The organism is Streptomyces sp. NPDC017936, from assembly GCF_044328485.1.
GTDB lineage: Bacteria > Actinomycetota > Actinomycetes > Streptomycetales > Streptomycetaceae > Streptomyces.
On record NZ_JBIRHK010000016.1, the window covers coordinates 1 to 14,897 of the forward strand.

The following is a 14,897-nucleotide window of genomic DNA, read 5'->3' on the forward strand; positions in this document are numbered from 1 at the left end:
TCCGACTCTATCAGATCTTTTTTCCGATCCGATTTCCTCGGCGCTTTCCAGGTTCCCGCTTTTGACTCGCGGTTTCCTTTCCGGCGGTTCCGACTTTATCAGAAGTTCTGAGTCGGTTTCCCCGCCCCTCCCGGGAGGTTGGTCCCGAGCGCACGAGGCGGCCGGGTTCCCGTTCAGGCGGAGCCGCAAACGTACTGGAGCGAGGCGCCCCGATGCAAATCGAGGTGCCCCGCTCCGAGTTCACGCGGACGAGGGGTGCCGCGCGGGTCAGACCTCCACGACGACCGGGAGGATCATCGGCCTGCGGCGGTAGGTGTCGGAGACCCACTTGCCCAGCGTGCGACGGATCAGCTGTTGCAGCTGGTGGGGCTCGACCACGCCGTCCTGGGCCGAGCGCTCGAGAACCTCGGTGATCTTCGGGAGGACGTCCGCGAAGGCCGAGTCCTCGATGCCCGAGCCGCGGGCCTGGACGTGCGGGCCGCCGGTGATCTTTCCGGTGGAGGAGTCCACGACCACGAAGACCGAGATGATGCCCTCGTCGCCCAGGATCTTCCGGTCCTTCAGGGCCGGCTCGCCGACCCCGCCGACCGAGAGGCCGTCGACGTACACGTAGCCGGCCTGGACCTTGCCGGAGATCTTGGCCTTGCCCTCGACGAGGTCGACGACGACGCCGTCCTCGGCGATGACGATGCGGTCGTGCGGCACGCCGGTCATGGCGCCCAGTTCGGCGTTGGCGCGCAGGTGGCGCCATTCGCCGTGCACCGGCATCAGGTTCTTCGGGCGGCAGATGTTGTAGAAGTACAGCAGCTCGCCCGCGGACGCGTGGCCCGAGACGTGGACCTTGGCGTTGCCCTTGTGGACGACGTTGGCGCCCCAGCGGGTCAGGCCGTTGATCACGCGGTAGACCGCGTTCTCGTTGCCCGGGATGAGGGACGACGCCAGGATCACCGTGTCGCCGTCGACGATGCGGATCTGGTGGTCGCGGTTGGCCATGCGGGACAGGGCGGCCATGGGTTCGCCCTGGGAGCCCGTGCAGACCAGGACCACCTCGTGGTCGGGAAGGTCGTCGAGGGTCCTGACGTCCACGACCAGCCCCGGCGGCACCTTGAGGTAGCCGAGGTCACGCGCGATGCCCATGTTGCGGACCATCGAGCGGCCGACGAAGGCGACCCTGCGGCCGTACTCGTGGGCCGCGTCCAGGATCTGCTGGATGCGGTGGACGTGGCTGGCGAAGCTGGCCACGATGATCCGCTTGCGGGCGTTCGCGAAGACCTGGCGCAGGACGTTGGAGATGTCCCGCTCGTGCGGGGTGAAGCCGGGGACCTCGGCGTTCGTGGAGTCGGTGAGGAGGAGGTCGATGCCCTCCTCGCTCAGCCGCGCGAACGCGTGGAGATCCGTGAGGCGGTTGTCCAGCGGGAGCTGGTCCATCTTGAAGTCGCCCGTGTGGACCACCATGCCGGCCGGTGTGCGGATGGCGACCGCCAGGGCGTCCGGGATGGAGTGGTTGACCGCGACGAACTCGCAGTCGAACGGGCCGATGCGCTCGCGGTTGCCCTCCGCCACCTCGAGCGTGTACGGACGGATGCGGTGCTCCTGGAGCTTGGCCTCGATCAGGGCGAGGGTCAGCTTGGAGCCGATCAGCGGGATGTCCGGCTTCTCGCGCAGGAGGTAGGGGACGCCGCCGATGTGGTCCTCGTGGCCATGGGTAAGGACGATGCCCTCGATGTCGTCGAGGCGGTCCCGGATGGACGAGAAGTCCGGCAGGATCAGGTCGATTCCGGGCTGCTCCTCCTCGGGGAAGAGCACTCCGCAGTCGACGATCAGCAGGCGGCCGCCGTACTCGAAGACCGTCATGTTGCGGCCGATCTCGCCGAGGCCGCCGAGCGGGGTGACCCGCAGGCCCCCCTGGGGGAGCGGCGGGGGCGGGCCCAGTTCAGGGTGCGGATGACTCAAAAGACTCTCCTCAAACACACGCGCCACGTACCGGTCGGGCACGTGGCGCGCGTGACGTTCGTGCAGAAGCAGTTGTCGTGATGGACGGTGCAGGCACCGGTGGCCTGCGGTGTTCGGTCGTATTCAGTTGTGAAGTCTGGTGTCAGAGCTGTACCCCGCCCGCGGCAAGATCGATCTTGAGCTGCTCGATCTCTTCGGGGGAGCACTCGACCATGGGGGCGCGCAGCGGGCCGGCGGGGAGTCCCTGGAGGGCGAGCGCGGCCTTGGTGGTCATGACGCCCTGGGTGCGGAACATGCCCGTGTAGACCGGGAGCAGCTTCTGGTGGATCTCCGTGGCCTTCTGGACGTCGCCGGAGACGTACGCCTCGACGAGGACGCGCAGGTCGGGGGTGACGACGTGGCCGACGACCGAGACGAAGCCGACCGCGCCGACGGAGAGCAGCGGCAGGTTCAGCATGTCGTCGCCGGAGTACCAGGCCAGGCCGGACTGGGCGATGGCCCAGCCGGCGCGGCCGAGGTCGCCCTTGGCGTCCTTGTTGGCGACGATCCGGGGGTGCGCGGCGAGACGCACGAGCGTCTCCGTGTTGATCGGGACGCCGCTGCGGCCGGGGATGTCGTAGAGCATGACCGGCAGCTCGGTGGCGTCGGCGACGGCCGTGAAGTGGCGGTACAGACCCTCCTGAGGGGGCTTGTTGTAGTACGGGGTGACGACCAGGAGGCCGTGTGCGCCCGCCTTCTGCGCCGCGCGCGCCAGCTCGATGCTGTGGTGGGTGTCGTTGGTGCCGACTCCGGCCACGATGTGGGCCCGGTCGCCGACGGCCTCCAGGACGGCTCGTACGAGGTCCGATTTCTCCGCGTCGCTGGTGGTGGGGGACTCACCGGTGGTGCCGTTGATGACCAGGCCGTCGTTGCCTGCGTCCACCAGGTGGGTGGCGAGCCGCTGTGCGCCGTCGAGGTCGAGTGCGCCGTCCGCCGTGAAGGGCGTGACCATGGCGGTGAGGACCCGCCCGAAGGGGGTCTGCGGAGTGGAGGTCGGAGCCATGGGTAACACGCTACTCGTTGCTCGGGGCGGGGTCTGCCCTCGGGGCTGGCGACAAGTCGTGACAAAGATGGAGCCCGGCACTGCCTGCTCGGGGGTTCAAGCAGTGCCGGGTCCGTTTGATCAGGCTAGATGAACTTCCCTAAATGCCGCAATACGGACACTTCGCGAGGCTGATCCGTACATACGTCTCGCGCCGCGGGACGGCCGCCGAGGGGTGATCGCCGGGGACCGGCCGTCAGGGGGCGATCCGGCCGTTGGCGTTGAACGCCGCGTAGGTGAGGGGCATGAGCTCGGCCCACACGGCTTCCATCCGCTCGCCCACCATCTCGATCTCCCGCTGCGGGAAGGACGGCACCTTCGCCAGCTCGTGCTGGGTGCGCAGGCCGAGGAAGTGCATCAGGGAGCGGGCGTTGCAGGTGGCGTACATCGACGAGAACAGGCCGACGGGCAGGACCGCGCGGGCGACCTCGCGGGCGACGCCGGCGGCGAGCATCTGCCGGTAGGCCTCGTAGGCCTGGAGGTACGAGTCCTCCATGGTGCGGGCCACCAGCTCCTGCTGGGCCTCGGTGCCCTCGACGAAGACGTACTTGCCGGGGCGGCCCTCCTGGACGAGCTTGCGGGAGGCGTCGGGGACGTAGAAAACGGGCTGGAGCTCCCGGTAGCGACCCGACTCCTCGTTGTAGGACCAGCCCACGCGGTGGCGCATGAACTCGCGGAAGACGAAGATCGGGGCGCTGATGAAGAAGGTCATCGAGTTGTGCTCGAAGGGGCTGCCGTGCCGGTCCCGCATCAGGTAGTTGATCAGGCCCTTGGAACGCTCCGGGTCCTTCGTCAGTTCTTCCAGGGACTGCTCGCCGGCCGTGGACACGCGGGCGGCCCACAGCACGTCGGAGTCGGCCGCGCTGTGCTTGACCAGCTCGACGGTGACATCACTGCGGAAGCGGGGCTCGAGGTCGTCGGCGGGGGTGTCGGTCACGGGTCGGAGGGTCCCTTCCATCACTTCTCTGGGGCGGCGCCCACTCTACGGGCCGCCACTGACGCCGGGCGTTCGGCGCCGGGCTTCGGCCTCTTCGAGAAAGCCCTGTGAATCCGGGGCAAGCCGGCACCTTTCGTGGCACTCGTTCGTCTGTGTCGTTGAGCGCGATGCGTTCGAACCGGAAAGGAGCAGCACCCGCCATGTTTCGTCGGCGCGAGCCCGTACCCTTCGCCTTCCTCGCCGAGGCCGACAGGTTCCGCAGCAATGTCGCTCCCCCGCCGCCTCGGCGGTCCTCCGTCGGAGAGGTGGCCGGGCGCTGGCTCCTGGGGCTCACCATCGTGGCCGCGCTGGTGGGCGCCCTGGTCGTCGGGATGCCGGCGCTGACCCTGGACCACTCGGCGCAGACGCAGCAGTCGCAGGCGTCCCAGGGACGCTGACGCCATCCGGGCCCCGAAGGTGGTGGGGGCGGGCGGGGCCGGATAGCCTCACCGGGCACAGCCCACGCATGGATTGAGTGAGGACCAGCCGTGCCCCTGCCCTTCCTGACGGCCGACCGCGCCTTCGAGGCAGCCGACGACGTCGCGTTGCCCTTCGACGACCGTGACCGCTGGCGGCGCCCCTACCGTCCGGGCCCCTGGCGCGTCGGCGCGGCCGCGCTGTGTCTGCTGCTCGCCTCGTACGTGCTGTTCGCGGCGGTCGTGATCGCGCTGACCGGCTCGGTGTCCGACGCCGGGGTGGTCCTCGGCCTCTCGCTGCTGGTGATCGCCGGTGCGCTGCGGATGCTGCGGATGGGCGTGTGGGTGAGCGGGCGCGGGCTGCGGCAGGTGGGCTTCCTCCTGACCCGGACGGTGCCCTGGGAGCGCGTCGTGGCCGTGCGGACCGTGCAGCAGCCGGTGCGCTGGCTGGGGCTGCCGCGGACCGTCCAGGGCCAGGCCCTGACGCTCGTGCGGCGGGACAGGGCCGCCGAGGGCGCCGCTCCGCTGCTGACCACGCACGGGGCGGACTTCCTCGGGCGGCCGACGGCGTTCGACCGGGCCGCCGACTCGGTGGAGGCCTGGGCCGAGGAGTACCGGCAGCACTGAGTGCGCAAAACGGCGGTGGGCCCGGCCGGCGTGTGCCGGCCGGGCCCACCGCCGTGTGCGGCGCCGGTGTCCTCAGTGAGGGGTCTGCTGCCCTGACGTCCGGTGCAGGGTGATCGCGTGCTGCATCGCCTTGCGGGCGCGCGGGGTGTCCCGGGCGTCGTGGTAGGCGACGGCGAGCCGGAACCAGGCGCGCCAGTCGTCCGGGGCGGCCTCCGTCTCGGCCTTGCGCCGGGCGAAGACCTCGTCGGCCGAGTCGCGGTCGATGCGGCCGCTGGGCGTGCGCTTCAGCTCGTCCGCGGGCAGGCCGCCCTCCGCGTCGAGTTCGGCGGCCAGCTGGTTGGCCCTGCGGACGAACTGGGTGTTCTTCCACAGGAACCAGACGCCGATGACCGGCAGGATCAGCACCGCCACGCCGAAGGTGACGGTCAGCGGCGTGCCGGCCTGGATGAGCATGACGCCACGGCTGCCGACCAGGACGAAGTAGACGACCAGGACGGCGGCCGTGAGGGCGTAGGAGAGCTTGGCGCGCATGGCTGTCGGTGCTCAGTTCAGGTCGAGGAAGTGTTCCAGGCCGAAGGTCAGGCCCGGGGTCGTCACCACGCGCCGGGCGCCCAGCAGGATGCCCGGCATGAAGCTGCTGTGGTGCAGCGAGTCGTGGCGGACGGTGAGGGTCTCGCCCTCGCCGCCCAGGAGGACCTCCTGGTGGGCCAGCAGGCCGCGCAGCCGGACGGCGTGGACGGGGACGCCGTCGACGTTCGCGCCGCGGGCGCCGTCCAGGGCCGTCGCCGTGGCGTCCGGCGCGGGCGCGGAGCCGGCCCGGCGGCGGGCCTCGGCGATGAGCTGGGCGGTGCGCGTGGCGGTGCCGGAGGGGGCGTCCACCTTGTTCGGGTGGTGCAGTTCGACGACCTCGACGGACTCGAAGTACGGCGCCGCGATCTGGGCGAACTTCATGGTCAGCACGGCGCCGATGGAGAAGTTCGGCGCGATGAGCACGCCCGTCCGGGGGGACTCGGCCAGCCAGCCCCTGAGCTGCGCGAGCCGCTCGTCGGTCCAGCCGGTGGTGCCGACGACGGCGTGGATGCCGTGCCGTACGCAGAAGTCGAGGTTGTCCATGACCGAGGCGGGGGTGGTCAGCTCGACGGCGACCTCGGCGCCCGTCCGCGTCAGCGTCTCCAGGGTGTCGCCGCGGCCCAGGGCGGCCACCAGCTCCATGTCCTCGGCGGCCTCGACCGCCCGTACCGCCTCGGATCCGATGCGGCCCTTCGCGCCGAGGACCGCCACGCGCAACTTGCTCATCTCTTGCTTCCTTACCGCGGGTGCTTGCCGAAGACGGACGGGGGTCAGGCCACGGCCTCGTGCAGACGGGTCGCCTGCTTGTCCTTGAGCGGGCCGATGACCGACAGCGACGGGCGCTGTCCCAGGATCTCGCGGGCGACCGAGCGCACGTCGTCCGGGGTGACGGCCTCGATCCGGGCCAGCATGTCGTCGACGGACATCTGCTCGCCCCAGCACAGCTCGCTCTTGCCGATGCGGTTCATGAGCGCGCCGGTGTCCTCCAGGCCGAGGACGGTGGAGCCCTTGAGCTGGCCGACGGCGCGGCCGATCTCCTCGTCGGACAGGCCGTGCTCGGCGACCTGGTCGAGTTCGTCGCGGCAGATCTTCAGCACGTCGTGGACCTGGCTGGGCCGGCAGCCGGCGTAGACGCCGAACAGGCCGCAGTCGGCGAAGCCGGAGGTGTACGAGTAGACGCTGTAGGCCAGGCCGCGCTTCTCGCGGACCTCCTGGAAGAGGCGGGAGGACATGCCGCCGCCGAGGGCCGTGTTGAGCACCCCGAGGGCCCAGCGGCGGTCGTCCGTGCGGGACAGGCCGGGCATGCCGAGGACGACGTGCGCCTGCTCGGTCTTGCGGCCGATCAGGTCGACGCGGCCCGCCGTGCGGATCGTGCGCCGGCCGGCGCGCGGAGCGATCGGGGCCGCGGCGGTGTCCTTGAGGGCGCCGGCCTTCTCGAAGGCGGCGCGCACCTGGCGTACGACCTTGTTGTGGTCGATGTTGCCGGCGGCGGCGACCACGAGGTGGGTGGGGTCGTAGTGCTTCTTGTAGAAGCGGCGGATGCGGTCGGCGGTGAGGGCGTTGACCGTGTCGACGGTGCCGAGGACCGGGCGGCCGAGGGCGTTGTCGCCGAACATGGTGGACGCGAACAGGTCGTGCACGCAGTCGCCCGGGTCGTCCTCGGTCATCGCGATCTCTTCGAGGATGGCGCCGCGCTCGACGTCGACGTCCTCCTCGAGGATGAGGGAGCCCGTCAGCATGTCGCAGACGACGTCTATGGCGAGCGGCAGGTCGGCGTCGAGCACGCGCGCGTAGTAGCACGTGTACTCCTTCGCCGTGAACGCGTTCATCTCGCCGCCGACCGCGTCGATGGCGGAGGAGATGTCCAGGGCGGACCTGCGCCGGGTGCCCTTGAAGAGCAGGTGCTCCAGGTAGTGGGTGGCGCCGTTGAGCGCGGGGGTCTCGTCGCGGGAGCCGACGTGGGCCCAGATGCCGAAGGTCGCGGAGCGGACCGAGGGGAGGGTCTCGGTGACGATGCGCAGACCGCCGGGGAGGGTGGTCTTGCGGACCGTGCCGATGCCGCTCTCGCCCTTGATGAGGGTTTGGGTACGGGCGACGGCCCGCGCCTCCGTGGAGGTGCGGGCCGTCGCCTGGGAGCCACGGGACGTCACTGCTCGGCGTCGTCCTTCTTCTCGTCCGCGGAGCCGCTGTCGGACTCGCTCTCGCCCTCGATCACGGGGATGAGGGAGAGCTTGCCGCGGGAGTCGATCTCGGCGATCTCGACCTGGACCTTGTGGCCCACGCCGAGGACGTCCTCGACGTTCTCCACGCGCTTGCCGCCGGCCAGCTTGCGGATCTGCGAGATGTGCAGCAGACCGTCCTTGCCGGGGAGCAGGGAGACGAACGCGCCGAAGGTGGTGGTCTTGACGACCGTGCCCAGGTAGCGCTCGCCGACCTCGGGCATCGTCGGGTTGGCGATGCCGTTGATCGTGGTGCGGGCGGCCTCGGCGGACGGGCCGTCGGCGGCGCCGATGTAGATGGTGCCGTCGTCCTCGATGGTGATCTCGGCGCCGGTGTCCTCCTGGATCTGGTTGATCATCTTGCCCTTGGGGCCGATGACCTCGCCGATCTTGTCGACCGGGATCTTCACGGTGATGATCCGCGGCGCGTTGGGGGACATCTCGTCCGGGGTGTCGATCGCTTCCATCATCACGTCGAGGATGTGGAGGCGGGCGTCACGGGCCTGCTTGAGGGCGGCGGCCAGGACGGAGGCCGGGATGCCGTCCAGCTTGGTGTCGAGCTGGAGGGCGGTCACGAACTCCTTGGTGCCGGCGACCTTGAAGTCCATGTCGCCGAAGGCGTCCTCCGCACCGAGGATGTCGGTGAGGGTGACGTAGTGCGTCTCGCCGTCGATCTCCTGGGAGATCAGGCCCATGGCGATGCCGGCGACCGGGGCCTTCAGCGGCACACCGGCGTTCAGCAGCGACATGGTGGAGGCGCAGACGGAGCCCATGGACGTCGAGCCGTTGGAGCCGAGGGCCTCGGACACCTGACGGATCGCGTAGGGGAACTCCTCGCGGGCCGGCAGGACCGGCACCAGGGCGCGCTCGGCGAGGGCGCCGTGGCCGATCTCGCGGCGCTTGGGGGAGCCGACGCGGCCGGTCTCGCCGGTGGAGTACGGCGGGAAGTTGTAGTTGTGCATGTAGCGCTTGCGGGTCACCGGGGAGAGGGTGTCCAGCTGCTGCTCCATGCGGAGCATGTTGAGGGTGGTGACGCCCAGGATCTGGGTCTCGCCACGCTCGAACAGCGCGGAACCGTGGACCCGCGGGATGGCCTCGACCTCGGCGGCCAGCGTGCGGATGTCGGTGACACCGCGGCCGTCGATGCGCTTCTTCTCCTTGATGACGCGCTCACGGACCAGGGTCTTGGTCAGCGAGCGGTACGCGGCGGAGATCTCCTTCTCGCGGCCCTCGAACTCCGGCAGGAGCTTCTCGGCGGCGAGGGCCTTGACGCGGTCGAGCTCGGACTCGCGCTCCTGCTTGCCCGCGATGGTCAGCGCGGAGGCGAGCTCCGGCTTGACGGCGGCGGTCAGCGCCTCCAGGACGTCGTCCTGGTAGTCGAGGAAGATCGGGAACTCGGCGGTCGGCTTGGCGGCCTTCGCGGCGAGGTCGGCCTGGGCCTTGCAGAGCACCTTGATGAAGGGCTTCGCGGCGTCCAGACCGGCGGCGACGACCTCCTCGGTCGGCGCCTCGGCGCCGCCCTCGACCAGCTTGATGGTCTTCTCGGTGGCCTCGGCCTCGACCATCATGATCGCGACGTCGCCGTCCTCCAGGACGCGGCCCGCGACGACCATGTCGAAGACGGCGTCCTCGAGCTCGGTGTGCGTCGGGAAGGCCACCCACTGGCCGCGGATCAGCGCGACGCGGACGCCGCCGATCGGGCCGGAGAAGGGCAGGCCGGCCAGCTGCGTGGACGCGGACGCGGCGTTGATCGCGACGACGTCGTACAGGTGGTCGGGGTTGAGCGCCATGATCGTGGCGACGACCTGGATCTCGTTGCGCAGGCCCTTCTTGAAGGACGGGCGCAGCGGGCGGTCGATGAGGCGGCAGGTGAGGATCGCGTCCTCGGAGGGACGGCCCTCACGGCGGAAGAAGCTGCCGGGGATCTTGCCGGCGGCGTACATCCGCTCCTCGACGTCGACCGTCAGCGGGAAGAAGTCGAGCTGGTCCTTGGGGTTCTTGGAGGCGGTGGTGGCCGACAGCACCATGGTGTCGTCGTCCAGGTACGCCACGGCGGAGCCGGCGGCCTGCTTGGCCAGGCGGCCCGTCTCGAAGCGGATGGTGCGGGTGCCGAAGGCGCCGTTGTCGATGACGGCCTCGGCGTAGTGGGTCTCGTTCTCCACTAGCGTTTTCTCCGTTACTTGTCGTCTTTCGTCCCTCGGCTGCCCGTGTGGCAGGGGGACGGTGGCGGAGAAGCGCTCCGTGCTGTGCGGGCCGGTCTTCGATCGAAGCACCCGGGGCTCGCTTCCCCCCGGGGGCCACTACCGAGGACCGGCGGCGGCTAGGTGCGCTTCTCCTCGTTCCTCATGGTGATGACCGCATACCCGCAGCGAGTACGTGTCATCACGTTCTGTCGTACGTCATGCGTTGTGCTACCACACTACAAAGCGTCGGTGACACTCCGCACGTTTCCAGGGGACGGCAGCCCGTGGGGCGGGCCGTCCGGGAGTGCGTACAGCAAAGGGAGCGGTCCCGATGGTCACGGGAACCGCTCCCTTCACGGCGTCTTACTTGGCGCCCGCCGCACCGCGGCGGATGCCGAGGCGGTCGACCAGCGCACGGAAGCGCTGGATGTCCTTCTTCGCCAGGTACTGCAGCAGCCGGCGACGCTGACCGACGAGGATCAGCAGGCCACGACGGGAGTGGTGGTCGTGCTTGTGGGTCTTGAGGTGCTCGGTCAGGTCGGAGATCCGACGGGACAGCAGAGCGACCTGGACCTCGGGGGAGCCGGTGTCGCCCTCCTTGGTACCGAACTCGGAGATGATCTGCTTCTTCACTGCGGCGTCGAGCGACACGCGTACTCCTCAGAATCTGTGGACGGCCACCGAGTGCCCCCGGTCTGCGTCTCGGGGGAGCTTCCGTTACTCGGGAGGCGGGGATCCGCTGGGCGCGGCCTCCAGAGCGGATGCTCCGGGGGCGCGTACACAAACGGCCGTCAGCCAGGGTACCAGCAGGCAGGGACCGCCCTTGCACCGGTTTCCGAACCGGGCGGGCGGTGGGGGCGTGGCCACTAGGGTGAACGGTTGGATCAACCGTGCGTCGGGAAGGGGTCGCCGCGCCATGGCGGAGGAAGCGAACGAGGACGTCAGGGCCCGCAAGGAGCGGGAGCGGGACGAGTTGTACGCGCTCGACATCTCCGGGGTGGAGTGGGAGTGCGCGCCGGGTACGGAGGAGCACGAGGAGCGCGTGGAGATCGCCCGTCTTCCCGGCGGGGCCGTGGCGATGCGGTCGTCGCTCGACCCGGGCACCGTGCTGCGGTACACCGAGGCGGAGTGGCGGGCGTTCGTCCTGGGCGCGCGGGACGGCGAGTTCGACCTGGAGCCGGCCCCGCACAACGGCGGGCTGGAGCGGTAACGCCGCCGCCGTGCGCCGTGTGCCGCCGGCCGTGGCGCCGTCGGCCGTGCGCGGCCCGTTCCGCCGTCGGGCGCGGCCCGGGGCGGTGCGGGCCGCGTGGCGGGGCTACTTCTTCCGCGCGGCTCCGCTCTCGACGCCGAGCGCCAGGTAGACCCACTTGGGCTGGCCGGCGCCGGGTCCGGTGACGGACTTGGCGCCGAAGAAGAGGCGTCCGTCCTGGACGAGGACGTCGCTGAAGTCGATCGACGTGAAGTTCTCGGCCTCGGCGGGCAGGTCGAAGTAGAAGTACGGGCTCTCCTCCCCGGTCTCCGGGTCGAGGGCGACGAGCGCGGTGGGCGTGATGCCGTCCTGGCTCTCGCGCAGGGCGAGGAGCCGGTCCCCGCTCGTCCGCACCGGGATGAGCAGGGCGTCGGGACCGGACTCGAACTTCTTCGTGCTGTTCCCGGTCGCCAGGTCGAAGCCGATGACCCAGTTGGCGGTGCGCGCGTCGAGCTGGTCCTTGCTGCGCAGGAAGACCTGGCCGGCGCCCACGGCGACGGTCGGGCAGTCGTCGACGACGAGGTACTCCTCGTACGCGCACTCCCCCACGTAGGTGCCGCTCCGCAGGCTGATCGTGGCGCGGTTCCCGCCGTGTCCGTCGAGGGAGAGCAGCTCGGTGATGCCGGTGTCGCCCGCGGAGACGGCGAGGACGACCGGGTCGGCGGACGGGACGGCGAGGTCGCGGACGCCCTTCGCGGCGGAGTACGTCCACAGGGCGCGGCCGGTGGCCGGGTCGACCGCGCGCACCTTGAAGGTGATGCGCTCCCAGGAGTCGGCGGCGAGGCTCTTGTCGTCGCTCCAGCACTGCTCGCGCACGAGCAGCGCGCCTCCCCCGGCGGCGCCGCTGTCCTGGCAGGCGCCGGTGGCCCCGGTGCTCCAGCGGGTCCTGCCGAGGTCCATGCCGTAGGCGATCGTGCCGCCGCCCCAGGTGACGGCGACCGTGTCGTGGGCCAGGGTCACGCTCGGCGTGTCCTGGACGGCGCCGTTCCTGGGGACGCCCGGGGACGTGCCGATCGTGGAGGCGGGGAAGTCGTGCGACCAGATCTCGCGGCCGTCGTCGAGGTCGAAGAAGGCGACGTGGTCGCAGAGGGCGTCCTCGTCCTCGCTCGCGCGGTAGAGCACGGCGGTCCGGTTCTCCCCGGTGACGTGGCGGGTGTAGCCGCAGATCGGGCCGTCGAGGGCCAGCTTCCACCGCTCGTCGCCCGGTGCGGCGTCGGTGCCGATGCCCAGGCCGAGGACGGTCTTGTTGATGCCCTTAGCGAGGATCTTGTCCGTGGCCCACATGCCGGGCATCTCGTAGTGCTCGCCGGCGCTCATGTCGTCCACGCTGAAGCGGAAGGCCATCACGCCGTTGGTGCTCGCCGGCTGCTTCTCGACGGTCCGGCGGACGTCGAGCCGACCGGTGTCGCCCGCCTCCGTGGTCTTGTCCGAGGTCTTCGTGCCGCCGCCGTCACCGCCCCACAGGAGCCAGGCGCCGGTGCCCAGGCCCGCGACGAGGGCGACGACGAGCAGACCGAGAAGCAGGGTGCGGCGGCGCTTCTTCCCCTGGCTCTCCGCCGACAGGGCGGACTGGGTGTAGGCGGAGGGCGGCGGGCCGAAGCTCACGCTCGATGTTCCTTTCACTCACTTCGCGGGCACGGTCGGTGGACCGCCGTGTGGGGCGCGGTCGGTGGACCGGGCGGGTCGGGTCGGCCGGCCGGCCGGCGGCCGTGGGCGGGCCACCGGACCTCCGGGGCACCGGGGCACCGGGGCACCGGGGCACCGGCTGGACGGACCGGCCGCGTCATCGGCCGTGAGAGCCCATGGGTCACAGGCCACCGGTCGTCGGCCACCGGCCACCGGCCACCGGCCACCGGCCACCGACCCTCGAGGATCGGCTGGTCGTCGGCCCTGAGGACCGACCCGTCATCGGCCCTGAGGACCGACCGGTCGTCGGCCGTCAGGATCAGCTGGTCATCGACCGGACCGTCGCGTACACATCGAAGACGGCCAGCGCCAGCGGCACCAGCGTCAGCAGGACGAAGCCCTCGGCGATCTCCATGAAACGACCCCAGAACGGGGTGAGGCCGCCGCGCGAGGCGACCAGGCCGACCGCGGTGACGATCGCGGACGCCGCCGCGATCGCCGCGATGAGCCAGATCGTGCGGATGTCGAGGTCGGTGCGGTCACCCGTCAGGGCGTCACGGACCGCCGAGGAGGGCGGGTCGAGCGCCAGACCGAGTCCGAGCAGCACGAGGGAGCCGAGGCCCGCGGCCAGCAGGGGGGCGACCTGGGCGGTGTACCGGAAGAGACCGGCACGCATCAGCAGGGCGATGCCGACGGCCAGCGCGAGCAGTCGGGCCCAGACGCCGTCGGAGAAGCCGAGCACCGCGCAGGCGCCGACCGCGGTGAGCGCGCAGCCGCCGACCAGGCCGACGAGGAGTTCGTGGCCGCGGCGGGCCTGCGCGGTGATCCGCTCCACGTCGACCGGTTCGTGCGGGACCGGATCGGCGCCGTAGGAGCTGCGGGGGGTGGTGTCCGGGGCGTCGAAGCCGATGGGCAGCCGGGCGAAGCGCATGGACAGACCGGGCAGGAAGGCCAGGGCGCCCACGGCGACGGGGGCGCACAGGGCGGCGGTCTCGGCCGGCGACCAGTGCGCGAGGATCGCCGCGAACACGGCCGCCAGCGCGACTCCGGAGGCGACGACGCAGGCGACGAAGGGCCCGTCACCGCTCGGGGAGCACAGGGTGAGGAGCACCGCGGCGAGCAGCACCGCGGCGCAGGCCAGGAGGAACTGGAGCTTGCCGATGCCCTGGCCGTCGGTGAGCGGGAGGATTCCGGAGCCGGCCACTCCCACGTTGGGCAGCGCGCCGAGTCCCAGGGCGATGGCCGAGCCGCGGTCGTCGTAGACGCGGACCCGGACGCAGGCGAGGGCGACGAGGAGGACACCGGTGACGGCGGCGAGCACGCCGGGCAGCGAGTGCATGTCGTGGCGCGGGTCGCCCGTCCACGCGACGAAGGCGAGCAGGGCCGGCAGGACGCCGCCGCCGACGAGGCCCGCGGCACGGGTCAGGTCGCCGCCCCACAGCGTGTGCTCCCGCGTCACGGCCGAGGCGACCGCCTCGGACACGTCGTCGTGGACGGCCGGGGGCAGGGACTCCGAGAAGGGGCGCAGGGTGAGGAGTTCGCCGTCGAGGATGTGCTGGGCGGCGAACGAGCGCGAGCCGTCGAGGACGGAGCCGTCGCGGCGCACGAGGTGGTAGCCGACCGGGGCGCCCTCGGCCGGGCTCTGCCGGGAGAGCCGGAGGATCTCCGGGTAGATGTCGACGACGGGGATGTCGTCGGGCAGCGCCACGTCGATCCTGCTGTCGGGCGCGACGATCGTGACCCGGCAGAAGCCGAGGCCCGTGCCGGAGGCGGCTCCCGTTCCGTGTCCTCCTCCGGTGGCTGCCGCGGAGGCCGTGATGCTCACCTGCTGCTCCCCCTCAGTGATGGTTCCGCGTCGGCGGTGTGAAAGTCCTGCGTCCGTCCGCGCCCCGCGCCACCCGAGGGCCCGGCGGGGCGGCGGAACAGGCGCCGTCGGGCGGCCGTCGGGTGCCGGAGCATCCCGATTCCCGCGGAATGTCCGGGCCCTGACAGCCCGG

General features: G+C 71.1%; 13 protein-coding genes. 3 read left to right on the plus strand and 10 right to left on the minus strand.

From position 1 onward, the window contains the following. Nucleotides 1-267: 267 nt before the first annotated feature. From ACH4F6_RS29100 to thyX, 3 genes are all read right to left on the minus strand, one after another. The gene (locus ACH4F6_RS29100; protein ID WP_397963350.1) at nt 268-1,953 is read right to left on the minus strand and encodes a ribonuclease J; all 1,686 of its coding nucleotides are present in this window, start codon (nt 1,951-1,953) and stop codon (nt 268-270) included. Nucleotides 1,954-2,095: 142 nt separating this feature from the next. Continuing rightward, nucleotides 2,096-2,995, minus strand: coding sequence for a 4-hydroxy-tetrahydrodipicolinate synthase (gene dapA, locus ACH4F6_RS29105; RefSeq protein ID WP_397963351.1), 900 nt, complete (start codon nt 2,993-2,995; stop codon nt 2,096-2,098). A 235-nt stretch (nt 2,996-3,230) separates the two neighbouring features. Beyond that, the gene (gene thyX, locus ACH4F6_RS29110) at nt 3,231-3,971 is read right to left on the minus strand and encodes an FAD-dependent thymidylate synthase (RefSeq protein WP_397963352.1); all 741 of its coding nucleotides are present in this window, start codon (nt 3,969-3,971) and stop codon (nt 3,231-3,233) included. Between the two features lie 200 nt (nt 3,972-4,171). Between thyX and ACH4F6_RS29115 the strand changes: the two genes are divergently transcribed. After that, a complete protein-coding gene (locus tag ACH4F6_RS29115; protein WP_397963353.1) occupies nt 4,172-4,408 on the plus strand; it encodes a hypothetical protein in 237 nt (78 codons plus the stop codon). 90 nt (nt 4,409-4,498) lie between these two features. Beyond that, on the plus strand, nt 4,499-5,053 hold the full coding sequence (locus ACH4F6_RS29120; protein ID WP_397963354.1) for a hypothetical protein: 555 nt from the start codon (nt 4,499-4,501) through the stop codon (nt 5,051-5,053). 72 nt (nt 5,054-5,125) lie between these two features. On the opposite strand, the gene ACH4F6_RS29125 is transcribed toward ACH4F6_RS29120, so the two are convergent. From ACH4F6_RS29125 to rpsO, 5 genes are all read right to left on the minus strand, one after another. Further along, nucleotides 5,126-5,584, minus strand: coding sequence for a hypothetical protein (locus ACH4F6_RS29125; RefSeq protein ID WP_397963355.1), 459 nt, complete (start codon nt 5,582-5,584; stop codon nt 5,126-5,128). A gap of 12 nt (nt 5,585-5,596) precedes the next feature. Beyond that, on the minus strand, nt 5,597-6,349 hold the full coding sequence (gene dapB / locus ACH4F6_RS29130) for a 4-hydroxy-tetrahydrodipicolinate reductase (protein WP_397963356.1): 753 nt from the start codon (nt 6,347-6,349) through the stop codon (nt 5,597-5,599). Between the two features lie 44 nt (nt 6,350-6,393). Next, nucleotides 6,394-7,773 carry a M16 family metallopeptidase gene (locus ACH4F6_RS29135; RefSeq protein ID WP_397963357.1) on the minus strand — a complete coding sequence of 460 codons (1,380 nt, stop codon included), beginning with the start codon at nt 7,771-7,773 and terminating at the stop codon, nt 6,394-6,396. Continuing rightward, nucleotides 7,770-10,004 (minus strand): polyribonucleotide nucleotidyltransferase, encoded by a 2,235-nt coding sequence (locus ACH4F6_RS29140; RefSeq protein WP_397963358.1) that lies wholly within the window; start codon nt 10,002-10,004, stop codon nt 7,770-7,772. The genes ACH4F6_RS29135 and ACH4F6_RS29140 overlap by 4 nt, the downstream gene beginning before the upstream one ends. Before the next feature lie 384 nt (nt 10,005-10,388). Further along, on the minus strand, nt 10,389-10,676 hold the full coding sequence (gene rpsO, locus ACH4F6_RS29145; RefSeq protein ID WP_004924725.1) for a 30S ribosomal protein S15: 288 nt from the start codon (nt 10,674-10,676) through the stop codon (nt 10,389-10,391). A 265-nt stretch (nt 10,677-10,941) separates the two neighbouring features. On the opposite strand from rpsO, the gene ACH4F6_RS29150 reads away from it, so the two are divergent. Further along, a complete protein-coding gene (locus tag ACH4F6_RS29150; RefSeq protein ID WP_397963359.1) occupies nt 10,942-11,235 on the plus strand; it encodes a DUF397 domain-containing protein in 294 nt (97 codons plus the stop codon). Nucleotides 11,236-11,340: 105 nt separating this feature from the next. On the opposite strand, the gene ACH4F6_RS29155 is transcribed toward ACH4F6_RS29150, so the two are convergent. Beyond that, nucleotides 11,341-12,879 (minus strand): PQQ-binding-like beta-propeller repeat protein, encoded by a 1,539-nt coding sequence (locus tag ACH4F6_RS29155; RefSeq protein ID WP_397963360.1) that lies wholly within the window; start codon nt 12,877-12,879, stop codon nt 11,341-11,343. 340 nt (nt 12,880-13,219) lie between these two features. Continuing rightward, entirely contained in the window at nt 13,220-14,725 is a 1,506-nt protein-coding gene (gene eccD / locus ACH4F6_RS29160; protein WP_397963361.1) for a type VII secretion integral membrane protein EccD, read from the minus strand. Nucleotides 14,726-14,897: the final 172 nt, after the last annotated feature.

Bases quoted from the DNA above. Each gene is read 5' to 3' on its own strand.
- dapA (WP_397963351.1), bottom strand. From the start codon at position 2,995: ATGGCTCCGACCTCCACTCCGCAGACCCCCTTCGGGCGGGTCCTCACC.
- ACH4F6_RS29115 (WP_397963353.1), top strand. From the start codon at position 4,172: ATGTTTCGTCGGCGCGAGCCCGTACCCTTCGCCTTCCTCGCCGAGGCC.
- ACH4F6_RS29125 (WP_397963355.1), bottom strand. From the start codon at position 5,584: ATGCGCGCCAAGCTCTCCTACGCCCTCACGGCCGCCGTCCTGGTCGTC.
- dapB (WP_397963356.1), bottom strand. From the start codon at position 6,349: ATGAGCAAGTTGCGCGTGGCGGTCCTCGGCGCGAAGGGCCGCATCGGA.
- ACH4F6_RS29150 (WP_397963359.1), top strand. From the start codon at position 10,942: ATGGCGGAGGAAGCGAACGAGGACGTCAGGGCCCGCAAGGAGCGGGAG.